This window comes from Pseudomonas sp. C9-3 (genome assembly GCF_032392015.1).
GTDB classification, from domain to species: Bacteria; Pseudomonadota; Gammaproteobacteria; order Pseudomonadales; family Pseudomonadaceae; genus Pseudomonas; species Pseudomonas nitroreducens.
In genome coordinates this window covers 5645001-5661156 of record NZ_CP135919.1, presented here as the reverse complement: position 1 = coordinate 5661156, position 16156 = coordinate 5645001, and the positions used below count along the sequence as shown (strand labels likewise).

Annotated in this window: 16 protein-coding genes and 1 rRNA gene (1 of these 17 running past the window's edge); 11 read left to right on the top strand and 6 right to left on the bottom strand. The window is 64.6% G+C overall.

The genetic code is table 11. The features are described 5' to 3' along the window. The first annotated feature begins 29 nt into the window (after nucleotides 1-29). The 4 genes from purE (at nucleotide 30) to RS899_RS25955 (ending at nucleotide 2684) form a co-directional block, all read left to right on the top strand. Complete coding sequence (gene purE, locus RS899_RS25970) at nucleotides 30-521, top strand: 5-(carboxyamino)imidazole ribonucleotide mutase (RefSeq protein ID WP_024766741.1); 492 nt, start codon at nucleotides 30-32, stop codon at nucleotides 519-521. An 8-nt stretch (nucleotides 522-529) separates the two neighbouring features. Beyond that, a complete protein-coding gene (locus RS899_RS25965; RefSeq protein WP_054909626.1) occupies nucleotides 530-1615 on the top strand; it encodes a 5-(carboxyamino)imidazole ribonucleotide synthase in 1086 nt (361 codons plus the stop codon). A 196-nt stretch (nucleotides 1616-1811) separates the two neighbouring features. After that, nucleotides 1812-2057: a GlsB/YeaQ/YmgE family stress response membrane protein gene (locus RS899_RS25960; RefSeq protein ID WP_017521572.1), complete on the top strand. Its 246-nt coding sequence runs from the start codon at nucleotides 1812-1814 to the stop codon at nucleotides 2055-2057. Between the two features lie 84 nt (nucleotides 2058-2141). Next, nucleotides 2142-2684 (top strand): DUF3299 domain-containing protein, encoded by a 543-nt coding sequence (locus tag RS899_RS25955; protein WP_024766739.1) that lies wholly within the window; start codon nucleotides 2142-2144, stop codon nucleotides 2682-2684. A gap of 132 nt (nucleotides 2685-2816) precedes the next feature. Here RS899_RS25955 and RS899_RS25950 read toward each other — a convergent pair whose 3' ends face one another. The 3 genes from RS899_RS25950 to RS899_RS25940 form a co-directional block, all read right to left on the bottom strand. Beyond that, entirely contained in the window at nucleotides 2817-3728 is a 912-nt protein-coding gene (locus RS899_RS25950; protein WP_315808377.1) for a D-hexose-6-phosphate mutarotase, read from the bottom strand. An 81-nt stretch (nucleotides 3729-3809) separates the two neighbouring features. Further along, nucleotides 3810-4490 carry a GNAT family N-acetyltransferase gene (locus RS899_RS25945; RefSeq protein WP_233296772.1) on the bottom strand — a complete coding sequence of 227 codons (681 nt, stop codon included), beginning with the start codon at nucleotides 4488-4490 and terminating at the stop codon, nucleotides 3810-3812. Nucleotides 4491-4502: 12 nt separating this feature from the next. Further along, nucleotides 4503-4952 carry a GNAT family N-acetyltransferase gene (locus RS899_RS25940; RefSeq protein ID WP_233296771.1) on the bottom strand — a complete coding sequence of 150 codons (450 nt, stop codon included), beginning with the start codon at nucleotides 4950-4952 and terminating at the stop codon, nucleotides 4503-4505. A gap of 116 nt (nucleotides 4953-5068) precedes the next feature. Between RS899_RS25940 and RS899_RS25935 the strand changes: the two genes are divergently transcribed. Both RS899_RS25935 and RS899_RS25930 read left to right on the top strand, forming a co-directional pair. After that, nucleotides 5069-6523 (top strand): PLP-dependent aminotransferase family protein, encoded by a 1455-nt coding sequence (locus tag RS899_RS25935; RefSeq protein ID WP_054909622.1) that lies wholly within the window; start codon nucleotides 5069-5071, stop codon nucleotides 6521-6523. A gap of 191 nt (nucleotides 6524-6714) precedes the next feature. Continuing rightward, nucleotides 6715-7926 carry a YeeE/YedE family protein gene (locus tag RS899_RS25930; RefSeq protein ID WP_233296769.1) on the top strand — a complete coding sequence of 404 codons (1212 nt, stop codon included), beginning with the start codon at nucleotides 6715-6717 and terminating at the stop codon, nucleotides 7924-7926. A gap of 1 nt (nucleotide 7927) precedes the next feature. Here the strand turns inward: RS899_RS25930 and RS899_RS25925 are convergent, their stop codons facing one another. Further along, nucleotides 7928-8098, bottom strand: a complete 171-nt coding sequence (locus tag RS899_RS25925) for a hypothetical protein (protein WP_233296768.1) — start codon at nucleotides 8096-8098, stop codon at nucleotides 7928-7930. Then, nucleotides 8091-8651, bottom strand: a complete 561-nt coding sequence (locus tag RS899_RS25920; RefSeq protein ID WP_054909620.1) for an HdeD family acid-resistance protein — start codon at nucleotides 8649-8651, stop codon at nucleotides 8091-8093. Before RS899_RS25920 ends, RS899_RS25925 begins: the two co-directional genes overlap by 8 nt. A 367-nt stretch (nucleotides 8652-9018) precedes the next feature. On the opposite strand from RS899_RS25920, the gene betI reads away from it, so the two are divergent. From betI to betA, 3 genes are all read left to right on the top strand, one after another. Beyond that, nucleotides 9019-9612, top strand: a complete 594-nt coding sequence (betI, locus tag RS899_RS25915; RefSeq protein ID WP_054909619.1) for a transcriptional regulator BetI — start codon at nucleotides 9019-9021, stop codon at nucleotides 9610-9612. A 46-nt stretch (nucleotides 9613-9658) separates the two neighbouring features. Next, nucleotides 9659-11131, top strand: coding sequence for a betaine-aldehyde dehydrogenase (betB, locus tag RS899_RS25910; RefSeq protein WP_233296767.1), 1473 nt, complete (start codon nucleotides 9659-9661; stop codon nucleotides 11129-11131). A gap of 130 nt (nucleotides 11132-11261) precedes the next feature. Beyond that, entirely contained in the window at nucleotides 11262-12944 is a 1683-nt protein-coding gene (gene betA / locus RS899_RS25905) for a choline dehydrogenase (RefSeq protein ID WP_065348179.1), read from the top strand. Nucleotides 12945-12996: 52 nt separating this feature from the next. Here the strand turns inward: betA and RS899_RS25900 are convergent, their stop codons facing one another. Further along, on the bottom strand, nucleotides 12997-13401 hold the full coding sequence (locus tag RS899_RS25900) for an acyl-CoA thioesterase (RefSeq protein WP_017521585.1): 405 nt from the start codon (nucleotides 13399-13401) through the stop codon (nucleotides 12997-12999). A gap of 260 nt (nucleotides 13402-13661) precedes the next feature. On the opposite strand from RS899_RS25900, the gene RS899_RS25895 reads away from it, so the two are divergent. Next, nucleotides 13662-14981: an MFS transporter gene (locus tag RS899_RS25895; RefSeq protein ID WP_054911325.1), complete on the top strand. Its 1320-nt coding sequence runs from the start codon at nucleotides 13662-13664 to the stop codon at nucleotides 14979-14981. A 565-nt stretch (nucleotides 14982-15546) separates the two neighbouring features. Beyond that, nucleotides 15547-16156, top strand: a 16S ribosomal RNA gene (locus RS899_RS25890) (it continues 927 nt past the right edge of the window).

Genomic DNA, 16156 nt, shown 5'->3' with positions numbered 1-16156 from the left:
CCAAGAGCGCACTTGAGAGAGGCACGACGATGAGCGCACTGGTTGGCGTGATCATGGGTTCCAAATCCGACTGGAGCACCCTGAGCCACACCGCAGACATGCTGGACAAGCTCGGCATTCCGTATGAAGTGAAGGTGGTTTCCGCCCACCGTACTCCGGACCTGCTGTTCCAGTACGCCGAAGAAGCCGATGGCCGCGGCATCGAAGTGATCATCGCCGGCGCCGGCGGTGCCGCCCACCTGCCGGGCATGTGCGCCGCCAAGACCCACCTGCCGGTCCTCGGTGTGCCGGTGCAGTCCTCCATGCTCTCGGGCGTCGATTCGCTGCTGTCCATCGTGCAGATGCCCGCGGGCGTCCCGGTTGCCACCCTGGCCATCGGCAAGGCCGGTGCGACCAACGCCGCTCTGCTGTCCGCCAGCATCCTCGGCGCCAAGTACCCGAAATACCACGAGGCGCTGAAGCAGTTCCGCGCCACCCAGACCGAGACGGTGCTGGACAATCCCGATCCGCGCGAGGCCTGAGCAGAACCATGAAGATCGGTGTCATCGGTGGCGGCCAGCTGGGCCGCATGCTGTCCCTGGCGGGCACCCCGCTGGGCATGAACTTCGCCTTCCTCGACCCGGCGCCGGACGCCTGTGCGCAAGCCCTGGGCGAGCACATCCGTGCTGACTACAGCGACCAGGACCACCTGCGCCAACTGGCCGACCAGGTCGACCTGGTGACCTTCGAGTTCGAGAGCGTGCCGGCCGAGACCGTGGCCTTCCTCTCGCAGTTCGTGCCGGTCTATCCGAACGCCGAGTCGCTGCGCATCGCCCGCGACCGCTGGTTCGAGAAGTCCATGTTCAAGGACCTGGGGATTCCGACCCCGGCCTTCGCCGACGTGCAGTCCCAGGCCGACCTCGACGCCGCGGTGGCCAGCATCGGCCTGCCGGCAGTGATGAAGACCCGCACCCTGGGTTACGACGGCAAGGGCCAAAAGGTCCTGCGCAAGCCCGAGGACGTGGCCGGCGCCTTCGCCGAACTGGGCAGCGTGCCCTGCATCCTCGAAGGCTTCGTGCCCTTCACCGGCGAAGTGTCGCTGGTGGCGGTGCGTGCCCGTGATGGCGAGACGCGCTTCTACCCGCTGGTGCACAACACCCACGAGAACGGCATCCTGCGCCTGTCCGTGGCGAGCACCGACCACCCGCTGCAGCAGTTGGCCGAGGACTACGTCGGCCGCGTGCTCGACAAGCTGGCCTATGTCGGCGTGATGGCCTTCGAGTTCTTCGAGGTCGACGGCGGCCTGAAGGCCAACGAGATCGCCCCGCGTGTGCACAACTCCGGGCACTGGACGATCGAAGGCTCCGAGTGCAGCCAGTTCGAGAACCACGTGCGCGCCATCGCCGGCCTGCCGCTGGGCTCCACGGCGAAAGTGGGCGAGAGCGCCATGCTCAACTTCATCGGCGAAGTGCCGCCGGTGGCCGAGGTGCTGAACATCGCCGACTGCCACCTGCACCACTACGGCAAGGCCTTCAAGGCCGGGCGCAAGGTGGGCCACGCTACCCTGCGCAGCGCCGACCTGCCGACCCTGAAGGCGCGTATCGCCGAGGTCGAGGCGTTGATCGCCAGGGGCTGACCGCTACGGTGCTCCGAAAGAAGCCGCGTCAATCACTGGCGCGGCTTTTTTCATGCCGGTTTTCCACAACGCTGTAAGGCTGGCGAAACACCGGCAGTCGCTCTGGGGCGCGGCAAAACACGGAACGCCGACGTTTCCTACACTGTCCCATGACAAGCGCGTACTCACCGCGCTCAACCCACAAGGAGGGTTTGTCATGGGATTAATCGGAACCATCGTCATCGGCCTGATCGTCGGACTCATCGCACGCTTCCTCAAGCCCGGCGATGACAGCATGGGCTGGATCATGACCATCCTGATCGGCATCGGCGGCTCGCTCTTGGCCACCTATGGCGGCCAGGCGCTGGGCATCTACGCGGCCGGCCAGGCGGCAGGCTTCATCGGCGCGGTGATCGGCGCCATCGTGCTGCTGGTCATTTACGGCCTGATCAAGAAGAATTGACGGTGAATTCCGGCCCTCTCCCACCAGGGGGAGGGCGCTGGAGGAATATCCCGCCTGTGCCCGACCGGGCCTTTCGAGTCCACGATGCGCCGACCATTGCTCGCCTGCTGCCTGATTCTGCTGACTTCCCTGGCGTCCGCCGCCGAACTCCCGGAAACCGACTGGCTGTCCTTGATGCCGCCCAGCGACCGCAAGGCGCTGGAAAATATGCCGGAAATCACCCACAACGGCCCCGAGGCCAATGGCACCTTCACCAACAAGGGCGGGCTCAAGCAGTCTGACAAGAAGCTGCCGCAGGTGATGTACTCGACCAAAACCGTTGCTGCGCTCAATGGCAAGGCGCTGCGTCTGGGCGGCTACCCGGTGCCGCTGGAGAACGACGCCAAGGGACGTGTCACCGAATTCTTCCTGGTGCCTTACCCAGGCGCCTGCATCCATGTGCCGCCGCCGCCGCCGAACCAGATTGTGCTGGTGCGCTACCCCAAGGGCATCCGGATCGACGATATCTACAACCCGATCTGGGTCAGCGGCACGCTGAAGGTCGAAAAGGTCAGCAATGACCTGGCCGATGCGGCCTATGCCATCGACGACGCCAAGGTGCGGCCGGTGGAGGAGAGCGATCTGTAAGAGCTCTTCGTAGGAACGGGCTAGCTCGCGAACAGTCTTCGCAGCGGGGCGCGTTCGCGAGCAAGCTCGCTCCTGCAAGTGCAAGAAAGCCCGGTGGATGCCGGGCTTTTTCATTGAAGGGCCGCAGGTGGATCAACCCTCCAGCGGCTCGCCCCATATTTCCACCGTCATCGTTTCGCTGCGCCCTGGCGCCACGCTCATCACGTCGTCCCAGACCCGCGCGGTCTCGATGCACAGCATCTGCTGCCAGGCATCGTCGGGGAACTGTGACAGGCGCGCGGCCTTGTCGATCCAGGGGTTCCACACCACCGCCGTGCGCGAACCGCTGGCCTTGATGTGGATGTCGCGCTCCCAGGCCGGGTCGTGGATCACCAGCGGCTTCTCCACGTCCAGGTAGATGCGGTCGGTTTCGCCGGCAATGCGCACCACGCCGTGTTGCTCGCGTAGCTCCCAGTTTTCCAGCGTCTCGACATAGCGGCAGCCCTGCAGCCCCTCGATGCTGGCCTGGCGCGCGTCGCCTACGGCGAAATAGGTGTGCAGGGCCTGGCTGATCGGCAGCGCTGCAGTGCCCAGGTTGTGGGTGGTCATTTCCAGCGTCAGGTGTTCGCCGAAGCGCATCACCAGTTCCAGCCGTGCGGAGTGCGCCCAGCCCGGCAGACCGTTGCGCGCGTCGAAGCTGAAGTGCACGGAAAGCTGGCCCAGCTCGTCGGCGATATCGTCCAGTTGCCAATCCACGGCGCGCACCAGGCCGTGGGCGGGTGGCTTGTCGCCCTGGTAGGCCGTACGGATTTCCACCGGGTTGCGTTCCAGGTTGCCGAACCAGGGCCAGCAGACGGGCGCGCCGCCGCGCAGGGACTGGCCATGGCGGTATTCGGCGGTGTCGCTCAGCCAGACCAGCGGTGGTTGCTCATGGGGCTGGTAGCTCAGCAGTTGCGCGCCCTGCTGGGCAATCAGGGCTTCACCATAAGCGGTATGGATACGCCAACAGGGCAGCTCATCGATCTGCACCTGTTCGACGCGTGGAGTCTGGATGTCGCTGCTCATGGTGGTCTCCGGGACTGCGATGCGAAAGGGTCAGTATCACCGATCCTCTCGCTGCCTGGCAGTTCCCGGAGAATGAAAAGGTCAGCCCTGGCGCAGGTCTTCCAGGCGCTTGCGCTGCTGGCCGCCGGCATCGAGGTTGGATGCGTCCAGCCAGGCTTCGAAGGCGCGCTGGCAGCGCGGCCATTCGCTGTCGATGATCGAGAACCAGGCGGTGTCGCGGTTGCGATCCTTCACCACGGTGGCCTGGCGGAAGGTGCCTTCATAGGTGAAACCAAGCCGCGCTGCCGCGCGCATGGAGCGGGCATTGAGTGCGTTGCACTTCCACTCCAGGCGGCGGTAGCCCATCTCGAAGGCCCAGCGCGCCAGCAGGTACACCGCCTCGGTGGAGGCCGGCGAGCGCTGCATCACGCGACCATAGGCGATATGACCGATCTCGATGCTGCCGTCCTTGGGGAAGATCCGCAGGTAGCTGAGCAGGCCGACTGCGCGGCCGCTCGCGCGGTCGATCACGGCGAAGAATAGTGGGTCGTTGCTCGCCGCGTTCGCCGCCAGCCAGGCATCGAAGGGCGCCCGCTCGGGGAAGGGGCCATACGGCAGGTAGTCCCACAGGACCGGGTCGGAGTCCGGGCCTTGCAGTGCGTGCCACAGGTCATCGCCGTGGAGGGCGACATCCAGTGGCGCCAGGTTGATGGTGCGGCCGGCCAGGGTGCGGCGTTCGGGGCTGGCGGCGGGGCGCCAGTTCAGCAGGGGTTGGTCGTTCATGGGCGCTCCGGCTCAGAGGATCTTGCGGTACTGGACGAATCCGGAGCGGTCGGCAATCCGGTCGTAGAGGAACATGGCATCGGTGTTGCTCTCGTGGGTCAGCCAGTGCACCCGCGAAGCGCCGTTGGCGCGGGCATCGGCGTAGACGTGCTCGATCAGCGCCGCACCAATGCCGCCGCCGCGCTGGCCTTCGGCGACGTACAGGTCCTGCAGGTAGACGTAGTCGCCCTGGGTCCAGCAGGAGCGGTGGTAGATGAAATGCACCATGCCGATGGCTTCGCCGTCGCGCCAGGCGAGGGCGGCGTGCATCGGTTCGGCCGCATCGAGGAAGCGCTGCCAGGTGACGGCAGTGGTGGCCTCGTCGATGGTGGTCTTGTAGAAGCGCTGGTAGCCCTGCCAGAGCGGCAGCCAGGCGGCGTGATCATCGGTAGTGATCGGGCGGATTTCGACAGCGGAAGACATGGTGACGACCTTGTGTGCGTTGGAGTGCTTTCAGCCTAGGCGCGGAATTGGTTCTGCTAAAGAGCCATTCATGATCAAATCAAAGGAACCATTGCCCCTATCCTGGAAGCTGTCCCATGAGTGTTCCGCTGCCGTTCAACCCTTCCGGCATCCGCCTCGATCCTGCGCAACCGCTGGGCCTGCAACTGTTCCAGGCGCTGCGCGAGCGCATCCTCGATGGCCGCCTCGCGGCGCGTTCGCGGTTGCCGGCCAGCCGCGACCTGGCGGCGTCGCTGAACGTCTCGCGCAACACCGTGGTGCGCGCCTACGAGCAGCTCTATGCCGAGGGTTACATCGAGGGCCGTACCGGCGACGGCACCTATGTGGCCGAGCGGGTGCAGCCTTCGGTCGAGACGCCCCGCAGCGAGGCGCGCAGCCCGGACGCGCCGTCCCTTGAACGGCTGGCGCGGCATCACCTGCCCCTGCCGCCGACCGGCGCGCCGCGCGCATTTCGGGTCGGAGTGCCGGCCTTCGACCTGTTTCCCTTCGATACCTGGGCGCGGCTGCAGGCGCGCTTCTGGCGCGATCCGCCGCTGGATTGCCTGGGCTATGGCGACCCGGCCGGCGAGCAGCGCCTGCGCGAGCTGGTCGCCGCCTACCTGCGCAGCACACGCGGGCTGCACTGCGACGCCGGGCAGATCATCATCACCAGCGGCGCCCAGCAGGGCATCGCGCTGTGCGCCCAGGTGCTGCTCGCCGCCGGCGATGTCGCGGCCATTGAAAACCCCGGCTACCGCGCCGCCGGGCATGCGTTCGCGACAGCGGGTGCGCATCTGCATGGCGTTGCGGTGGACGCGGACGGTCTGCGTACTGACCAACTGGAGCAATTGCCGGATTGCCGGCTGGTCTACGTCACGCCTTCGCACCAGTACCCCACCGGCGTAACGCTCTCGCTGGCGCGCCGTCTGGAGTTGCTGGAGTGGGCCGAGCGCAGCAACGGCTGGATCGTCGAAGACGACTACGACGGCGAGTACCGCTACAGCGGCACGCCACTGATGCCGCTGGCGGCGTTGGATCGCCATGACCGTGTGCTCTACGTCGGCACCTTCTGCAAGATCGCCTTCCCGGCGCTGCGTCTGGGCTATCTCGTCGTGCCGCCGGCGCTGGCGCAGGCCTTTGCCCGCCGCCGGGCGCTGGACGTACGCCACTCGGAGGTCGGCACCCAGCGGGTGATGGCCGACTTCATCGCCGAAGGGCACTTCCAGCGGCATGTCCGTCGTATGCGCCGGGCCGCTCGCAGCCGCCGTGACGCGCTGCTGCGTGGCTGGCCGGAGGTCGCCGGCTGTGCAGCGATGCCGACGGTGGACGCCGGCCTGCACCTGTGCGTGCGGGTCGACAGCCGCGAGCGAGAGTTGGAATTGGTGAGGCGCGCGGCGTCCGTCGGCGTGGAGGTGAATGCCCTGAGCGATTACTGGCTGCCGGAGTCCAGCGAGCCGGAAGACCAGCGTGCCGGGCTGGTGCTGGGCTTCGCGGCAGTGCCGGAGGCGCGGATCGCCGAGGCACTCAAGGCGCTGCGCAAGGCCTGGGCGTAGGGCGAATAGCGGTTCACGGTTATCCGCTGTCCGGAGCCTGGCACGGCGTTGTTGGCGAATAACGCTTGAGGCGTTATGCGCCCTGCGTCGTGTCCTAACGCCTGGTTATTTCCTTAGCTGACTTACGAAGTTGGCGGGAGGCACTACGCTCCCTAGAATATCGCCCCTCTCGAAAACACCCCGGAGTCGCCATGAGCCTCGCCCTGTCCACCGTCCCCGAGCGCAAGTCCAGCGCGCTCTGGATCGCCTTCCTCCTGCTGCTGGCGGGCGCGCTGTTCCTCGCCCAGGCGGTGAGTGGCCGGCAGGCGCTGTTGTTCCTGGTCGGCGGTGCGCTGGGGCTGACCCTTTACCACGCAGCGTTTGGTTTCACCTCCGCCTGGCGCGTGTTCATCCGTGAACGGCGTGGCGCCGGCTTGCGCGCACAGATGGTGATGCTGGCAATCGCGGTGCTGCTGTTCTTCCCGGCGCTTGCGGCCGGCACGCTGTTCGGCGAGCCAGTGAAGGGGCTGGTGTCGCCGGCCGGCACGTCGGTGATCGTCGGCGCCTTCATCTTCGGTATCGGCATGCAGTTGGGCGGTGGCTGTGCTTCCGGCACGCTGTTCACCGTGGGCGGTGGTAATGCGCGCATGCTGGTGACCTTGCTGTTCTTCATCATCGGCTCAGTGATCGCCACCCACCACATCGGTTGGTGGTTCGCCCTGCCGTCATTGCCGCCGACCTCGATCGTCCAGTCCCTTGGTCTGTTCCCCGCGCTGATACTGAGCCTGGCGCTGTTTGCCGGCATTGCAGCCGTCAGCGTCGTGCTGGAGCGTCGTCGCCATGGCGTGCTGGAGCTGATAGCGAGCAATGGCGAGCACGGTGCCGGCCGCTTCCTGCGCGGTCCCTGGCCGCTGGTGTGGGGCGCCGTGGCACTGGCTTTGCTGAACTTCGCGACCCTGGCACTGGCCGGGCGTCCGTGGGGCGTCACTTCGGCTTTCGCCCTGTGGGGCGCGAAGGCGTTCGAAAGCCTGGGGATAGCCGTCGACCAATGGGCCTTCTGGCAGGCCGACGCCAACGCCAAGGCGCTGGCTGCGCCGGTCTGGCGGGACGTCACCAGCGTCATGGACTTCGGCATCATGATCGGCGCATTGCTGGCCGCCGGCCTCGCCGGTCGCTTCGCGCCGAGCCTGAAGATTCCCGCTCGCTCGCTGGTCGCGGCAGTGATCGGCGGCCTGCTGCTGGGCTACGGCGCGCGCCTGGCCTACGGCTGCAACATCGGTGCGTACTTCAGCGGCATCGCCTCCGGCAGCCTGCATGGCTGGTTGTGGCTGGTGGCGGCGTTCTTCGGCAATACCGTGGGGGTGCGCCTGCGGCCGATCTTCTTCCCTGCCGAGCGCGTGGAAGAGCGCCTGACCGGCTGCTGAGTCAGGCCGGGCGGAGCGTATCGCGCTCTGCCCAGTAGGTTTGCCTGTGGCCGCGCGCCTGGTAGTCCCGCGCCAGAGCTTCGGCCTCGGCGCGGGTCAGCTGGCGGCGCATGACGAAGCGGTTGCCGTTGTCGTCCAGGCGCAGCAGGCACCAGTCACGTTCATCAGGCATTGAAGGTCGATGTCTTGCGCAGGCGCAGCGCGAGCAGGATCAGCAGGACACCGAAGAACACCGAGTAAGCGCCGATCACCCAGGCCACGGCGATCGCCCCGGCACCCGGATTGCCGATCATCAGCACACCAAACAGCACCGACACCACGCCGGAAAGCCCCAGCCACCATTCGTTCTGCAGCGCCTTGCGCAGACGGATGGCGGCGATGATCTGCAGCACCCCCATCACCAGCGCCCAGCCGGCGATCAGCATCAGCAGGCCGAGCGCAGTCAGCTGCGGCCAGAAGAACGCCACCAGTCCGGCGGCTATTCCCAGGAGCCCGACCAGCACCAGCGGCCACAAGGGGCGGCCGGATTCGCGCATCTGCGCGGCGGCGATCAGGGTGAACAGGCCGTCGACAAAGGCGTAGGCGCCGAAGAACAGCACCATCACCGTGAGCACGATGCCCGGCCAGACCATCGCCAGGATGCCGAACAGCAGGGCGGCGACGCCGCGCAGGGCGATCCATTTCCAGTGACGGCCCAGGGCTTGCCAGAGCGGGTGTTGCGACATGACGGCGATCCTCGCGAGGGGTATGGCTGAAACCATAGTCGTTGGCGCGCGGCATAGGCCCTGACGTGGGGCAAAAGAAAGCCCGGCACTTGGCCGGGCTGTGGAAGGCCCGTCGCAACGGGCGGGTGCCGTCTGGTGACGTCACCGGGGAGAGCGTGCCGCGACACATCCGGCGCAGATTCTGCGATCCTTGTGGGTTGGAGTGCGACGCAGTGATGAACGGTACAGGCCCCGCCATGCGGGCGCCTGAAGGGGTTGATACAGCACAGCATATTCTTAGCTGATTGAGCGTTCAATAAAAAACGAATAGACTGGCCCACAGTATCGCCGGACGGCACAGGTACGCCCGGCGAAGAGGAGATTGAAAATGCCCAAGGTCGGTATGCAGCCGATTCGCCGCTCCCAGCTGATCCACGCGACCCTCGAGGCGGTGGACCAGGTGGGCATGAGCGACGCCAGCATCGCCCTGATCGCCCGCCTGGCGGGGGTCTCCAACGGCATCATCAGCCACTACTTCCAGGACAAGAACGGGCTGCTGGACGCGACGATGCGACATTTGATGTCGGCATTGAGCAAGGCCGTCGCCGAGCGCCGCGCTACCTTGCGCAACGACGAACCGCGCTCGCATCTGCGCGCCATCATCGCCGGCAACTTCGACAGCTCCCAGGTCAACGGCCCGGCCATGAAGACCTGGTTGGCGTTCTGGGCCAGCAGCATGCATCAGCCGCAGCTGCGGCGCCTGCAGCGGATCAACGACCACCGGCTGTATTCGAACCTGTGCAGCCAGTTCCGCCGTGAATTGCCGCTGGCCCAGGCCCGCAGTGCCGCTCGCGGGCTGGCCGCGCTGATCGACGGCCTCTGGCTGCGGGGCGCGCTTTCGGGCGACGCCTTCGACACCGAGCAGGCGTTGGCGATTGCCTACGACTACCTCGACCAACAACTGGCCAAGCGCCCCGGATAGCGGGCGCAGCCTTGCGCTGACACCGACAAGAGAGGACCACCGCACCATGGCTCGATTCGAAGTACAGAAGCTCTACATTGGCGGTCGCTACGTGGAAGCCACCAGCGGCGCCACCTTCGAAACCATCAATCCGGCCAACGGTGAAGTCCTCGCCCAGGTACAACGCGCCTCGAAGGAGGACGTCGAGCGCGCCGTGCAGAGCGCGGTGGAAGGGCAGAAAGTCTGGGCGGCGATGACTGCCATGCAGCGCTCGCGCATCCTGCGCCGCGCAGTCGACATCCTCCGCGAACGCAACGACGAGTTGGCCGAGCTGGAGACCCTCGACACCGGCAAGCCGCTGGCCGAAACCCGCTTTGTCGACATCGTCACCGGCGCCGATGTCCTTGAGTACTACGCTGGCCTGGTGCCCGCCATCGAAGGCGAGCAGATCCCGTTGCGCGAAACCAGTTTCGTCTACACCCGCCGCGAGCCGCTGGGCGTGGTCGCCGGCATCGGCGCCTGGAACTACCCGATCCAGATCGCCCTGTGGAAATCCGCGCCGGCCCTGGCCGCCGGCAACGCGATGATCTTCAAGCCCAGCGAAGTCACTCCGCTGTCCGTGCTCAAGCTCGCCGAGATCTACACCGACGCCGGCCTGCCCGATGGCGTGTTCAACGTCCTCACCGGCAGCGGCCGCGAAGTCGGCCAGTGGCTGACCGAGCACCCCGTCATCGAGAAAATTTCCTTCACCGGCGGCACCTCTACCGGCAAGACGGTCATGGCCAGCGCCTCCAGCTCCTCGCTCAAGGAAGTCACCATGGAGCTGGGCGGCAAGTCGCCGCTGATCATCTTCGAGGACGCGAACCTCGACCGCGCCGCTGATATCGCCGTCATGGCCAACTTCTTCAGCTCCGGCCAGGTCTGCACCAACGGCACCCGGGTGTTCATCCCGCGCAACCTGCAGGCGCGCTTCGAGGCCAAGGTGCTGGAACGCGTGAAGCGCATTCGCCTGGGCAACCCGCAGGACGAAAACACCAACTTCGGCCCGCTGGTGAGCTTCCCACACATGGAGAGCGTGCTCTCCTATATAGAGTCCGGCAAAGAACAGAAGGCCCGCCTGCTGTGCGGTGGCGAGCGCGTCACCCACGGCGAGTTCGGCCAGGGCGCCTACGTCGCGCCCACTGTGTTCACTGACTGCCGTGACGACATGACCATCGTCCGCGAGGAAATCTTCGGGCCGGTCATGAGCATCCTCGTCTACGACACCGAAGACGAGGCTATCCGCCGCGCCAACGACACCGAGTACGGCCTCGCCGCTGGCGTCGTCACCCAGGACCTGACCCGCGCTCACCGAGCGATTCACCGCCTCGAAGCGGGCATCTGCTGGATCAACACCTGGGGCGAATCGCCGGCCGAGATGCCGGTTGGCGGATACAAGCAATCGGGTGTCGGTCGTGAGAACGGCCTGACCACCCTGGCTCACTACACTCGCATCAAATCCGTACAGGTTGAGCTGGGCGACTACACCTCGGTGTTCTGATCGCCGCGATCGAGCCATGAAAGGCCGGTCGCAGGCATGACTCCCTGACCACCGGCCATCTTCGAACACGCAGACACCGGCGCGCACGCGTCGCGGGCGGTGTCGTGCCTGAAAAAAGAGGAAGGCCTGCATGTCCCAGGAATACGACTACATCATCATTGGCGCTGGATCCGCCGGTAACGTACTGGCTACCCGCCTGACCGAGGACGCCGACGTCAGCGTCCTGCTGCTCGAAGCCGGCGGCCCGGACTACCGCGCCGACTTCCGCACGCAGATGCCCGCCGCACTGGCCTACCCCCTGCAAGGCCGCCGCTACAACTGGGCTTACCTGACCGACCCGGAACCGCACATGAATAACCGCCGCATGGAATGCGGGCGCGGCAAGGGTCTGGGTGGCTCCTCGCTGATCAACGGCATGTGCTACATCCGCGGCAATGCCATGGACTTCGATGGTTGGGCGCAGGAGAAGGGCCTGGAAGACTGGACCTACCTCGACTGCCTGCCGTACTTCCGCAAGGCCGAGACCCGCGACATAGGCCCCAACGACTACCACGGCGGCAGCGGCCCGGTGAGCGTCACCACGCCCAAGGCTGGCAACAACCCGCTATTCCACGCCATGGTCGAGGCCGGCGTGCAGGCTGGCTATCCACGTACCGAAGACCTCAACGGTTACCAGCAGGAAGGCTTCGGTCCGATGGACCGCACCGTTACCCCACAGGGCCGCCGCGCGAGTACCGCCCGTGGTTACCTGGACCAGGCCCGCGAGCGCCCCAACCTGACCATCGTCACCCACGCACTGACGGACCGCATCCTGTTCAGCGGCAAGCGCGCGATCGGGGCGACTTACCTGCACGGCGACGACAATGCGCTGAAGGAGGTGCGGGCGCGCCGCGAAGTGCTGGTGTGCTCCGGTGCCGTCGCCTCGCCGCAGCTGCTGCAGCGTTCCGGTGTTGGGCCAGCGGCACTGCTGCGCGACCTGGGCATCGAAGTCGTGCATGACTTGCCCGGCGTTGGCCAGAATCTTCAGGATCACCTGGAGATGTACCTGCAGTACGCCTGCAAGCAGCCCGTCTCGCTGTACCCGGCGCTGCAATGGTGGAACCAGCCGCAGATCGGTGCGGAGTGGATGTTCCTCGGCACAGGCCTGGGGGCGAGCAACCAGTTCGAGGCCGGTGGTTTCATCCGCAGTCGTCCGGAATTCGAGTGGCCGAATATCCAGTACCACTTCCTGCCGGTGGCGATTAACTACAACGGCAGCAACGCGGTGAGTGAGCACGGCTTCCAGGCGCATGTCGGTTCCATGCGCTCTCCCAGCCGCGGGCGGATCAACCTGACCTCCCGCGATCCGCGCAAGCACCCGAGCATCCTGTTCAACTACATGTCCTGCGAGCAGGACTGGCAGGAGTTCCGCGATGCCATCCGCATCACCCGCGAGATCATGAACCAGCCGGCGCTCGATCCCTATCGCGGCCGCGAGATCAGTCCGGGCCTGGACAAGCAGAGCGACGCTGACCTGGACGCGTTCGTCCGTGAGCACGCGGAAACGGCTTTCCACCCGTCCTGCTCCTGCAAGATGGGCGAAGACGATATGGCGGTAGTCGATGGCGAGGGCCGCGTGCACGGCATGGAAGGGCTGCGAGTCATCGATGCGTCGATCATGCCGCTGATCATCACCGGCAACCTCAATGCCACCACCATCATGATGGCCGAGAAGCTCGCCGATAAGGTTCGTGGCCGCCCTGCGCAACCGCGCAGTACTGCTGACTACTTCAAGGCCGATGGCGCGCCGGTGCGCGGAAAGCCGCTGCGCTGATTCCTTGAGGTAGAGACGAAAACGCCGGCGAGACAGCCGGCGTTTTCAGTTTTCAGCCGCGACGCGGAGGAACCGGGCGGGTACGGCCGCTGCCGTCGATGGCGACGAAGACGAACACTGCCTCGGTGACCTTGCGCCATTCGCTGGACAGCGGGTCGTCACTCCACACCTCGACCAGCATGCGGATCGAGCTGCGGCCCACTTCCAGAGTCTGGGTATAGAAGGAGAGCTGCGCGCCGACAGCGACCGGGACCAGGAAGGCCATGCGGTCGATGGCTACCGTGGCTACACGGCCACCGGCAATGCGGCTGGACATGGCGGTTCCGGCGAGATCCATCTGCGCCACCAGCCAGCCACCGAAGATGTCGCCGAAGCCGTTGGTCTCGCGCGGCAGGGCGGTGATCTGCAGGGCAAGGTCGCCCTGCGGGATGGGATCTTCTTGTTCAAGCTCGATCATAGGTAAGGGCCTCGTGCCCCCGGCGTACTCATGGTGAGGTTATGGAAAAACTCTCCCAAGACACCTGCCGGTGCAAGGCCTTGGGACAGCTTTTGATCGGCCCGGCTGCATTATATAGAAGCAGGACCCTGTGCGACGACCGCAGGACTTCGAGATTTTCCCGCGGGTGCGGCCGCTGTGTCGTCTTCGCGCAATTTGCTATGGTGCGGCACCTGCGGCTGCCGGCCGCAGCCACCTTGCCTGCAGAGATAAAAAGCATCATGCCTTCTGTGAACGCTCCTGCCGCGCCCGCGTCACGTCCGTTGACCCGCAGCGACTACAAGACTCTTTCGCTTTCCGCCCTGGGCGGCGCCCTGGAGTTCTACGACTTCATCATCTTCGTCTTCTTCGCCACCGTGGTCGGCAAGCTGTTCTTCCCCGCCGACATGCCGGAATGGCTGCGCCAGCTGCAGACCTTCGGCCTGTTCGCTGCCGGTTACCTGGCGCGCCCATTGGGCGGCGTGGTCATGGCCCACTTCGGCGACCTGCTGGGCCGCAAGAAGATGTTCACCCTCAGCATCTTCCTGATGGCCGTGCCCACACTGATCATGGGCCTGCTGCCGACCTACGAGCAGATCGGCATCTGGGCGCCGCTGGCGCTCCTGCTGCTGCGCGTTATCCAGGGCGCTGCCATCGGCGGCGAAGTGCCGGGCGCCTGGGTGTTCGTGGCCGAGCACGTCCCGCATCGCCACGTGGGCTATGCCTGCGGCACGCTCACGTCGGGTCTGACTGCCGGTATCCTCATCGGTTCGCTGGTGGCGACCCTGATCAACAGTGTCTTCAGTGCGGAAGAAGTGCACGGCTATGCCTGGCGTATCCCGTTCCTGCTGGGTGGCATCTTCGGGCTGTTCTCCGTCTACCTGCGCCGATGGCTGCACGAGACGCCGGTGTTCGCCGAGTTGCAGCAGCGCAAGCAACTGGCGGAGGAAGTGCCGCTAGGCGTGGTGGTGCGTGAACATCGCCCGGCGGTGGTGCTGTCCATGCTGCTGACCTGGGTGCTGTCCGCCGGCATCGTGGTGGTCATCCTGATGACCCCGTCGGTACTGCAGACCGTTTATGGTTTCGACGCGGCCACTTCGCTGAAGGCAAACAGCCTGGCCATTGTCTGCCTGAGCGTCGGTTGCATCCTGGCCGGTCGCCTCGCCGACCGTTTCGGTGCGGGTCGTACCTTTATAGTTGGGAGCATCCTGCTGGGCGTCGTCTCCTGGACCTTCTACACCAGCCTGAAGGCGCATCCGGACTGGCTGTTCCCGCTGTATGCGATTACCGGGCTGTGCGTGGGCGTCATAGGCGCGGTGCCCTATGTAATGGTCAACGCCTTCCCGGCGGTGGTGCGTTTTACCGGCCTGTCCTTCTCCTACAACCTGGCGTACGCCATCTTCGGCGGGCTGACGCCCATGGTGGTTGCTCTTCTTATGAAGGAAGACCCGCTGGGTCCTGCCTACTATGTGGTGGCTCTGTGTGTGGTTGGGCTGCTGGTGGGGGCCTATCTGCTGCGGCAGGAACGCCGGCTGGTAGGGCAGGGAATGGCGGTAAACTGATCGAGCGGACAGTTTTTTGCAGAAAGTTTAAATTAGTCGTTGACGGCCAATTTAAACTCCCTATAATGCGCACCACTCCCAGCGACGAATCGCTGAAAGAACTTGAAAATCAAGTGCTTACAGAGATTAGATGTTGGGAGTGGTGATCAGGCAGGTGATTCACTTGCCGCTCTTCATTAGCTGCTCCGGCAGCGAGCTGAAAAGAAGGTCGTCGAGGTGCTTGACAGTGAGTTTGATCGCTGTAGAATGCGCCTCCCGCTGATGAGAGGCTTGACTTCTCGGAAGCCCAAGCGATTGAGTAGAAAAGAAATTTTCGAAAAATAAAGCTTGACGAAAGATGATGTTGGCGTAGAATGCGCGCCTCGGTTGAGACGAAAGCCTTAACCAACTGCTCTTTAACAAGTTGAATCAAGCAATTCGTGTGGGTGCTTGTGATGTAAGACTGATGATCGACTGATTATCAGCAACGCAAGTAACACTCGTGAATTCGAGAGTTTTAGCTCATTAAATTGAGCATGCGATTGCTGAGCCAAGTTTAGGGTTTTCTCAAAACCCAAGCAGTATTGAACTGAAGAGTTTGATCATGGCTCAGATTGAACGCTGGCGGCAGGCCTAACACATGCAAGTCGAGCGGATGATGGGAGCTTGCTCCCGGATTCAGCGGCGGACGGGTGAGTAATGCCTAGGAATCTGCCTGGTAGTGGGGGACAACGTTTCGAAAGGAACGCTAATACCGCATACGTCCTACGGGAGAAAGCAGGGGACCTTCGGGCCTTGCGCTATCAGATGAGCCTAGGTCGGATTAGCTAGTTGGTGGGGTAAAGGCCTACCAAGGCGACGATCCGTAACTGGTCTGAGAGGATGATCAGTCACACTGGAACTGAGACACGGTCCAGACTCCTACGGGAGGCAGCAGTGGGGAATATTGGACAATGGGCGAAAGCCTGATCCAGCCATGCCGCGTGTGTGAAGAAGGTCTTCGGATTGTAAAGCACTTTAAGTTGGGAGGAAGGGCAGTAAGTTAATACCTTGCTGTTTTGACGTTACCAACAGAATAAGCACCGGCTAACTTCGTGCCAGCAGCCGCGGTAATACGAAGGGTGCAAGCGTTAATCGGAATTACTGGGCGTAAAGCGCGCGTAGGTGGTTTGGTAAGATGGATGTGAAATCCCCGG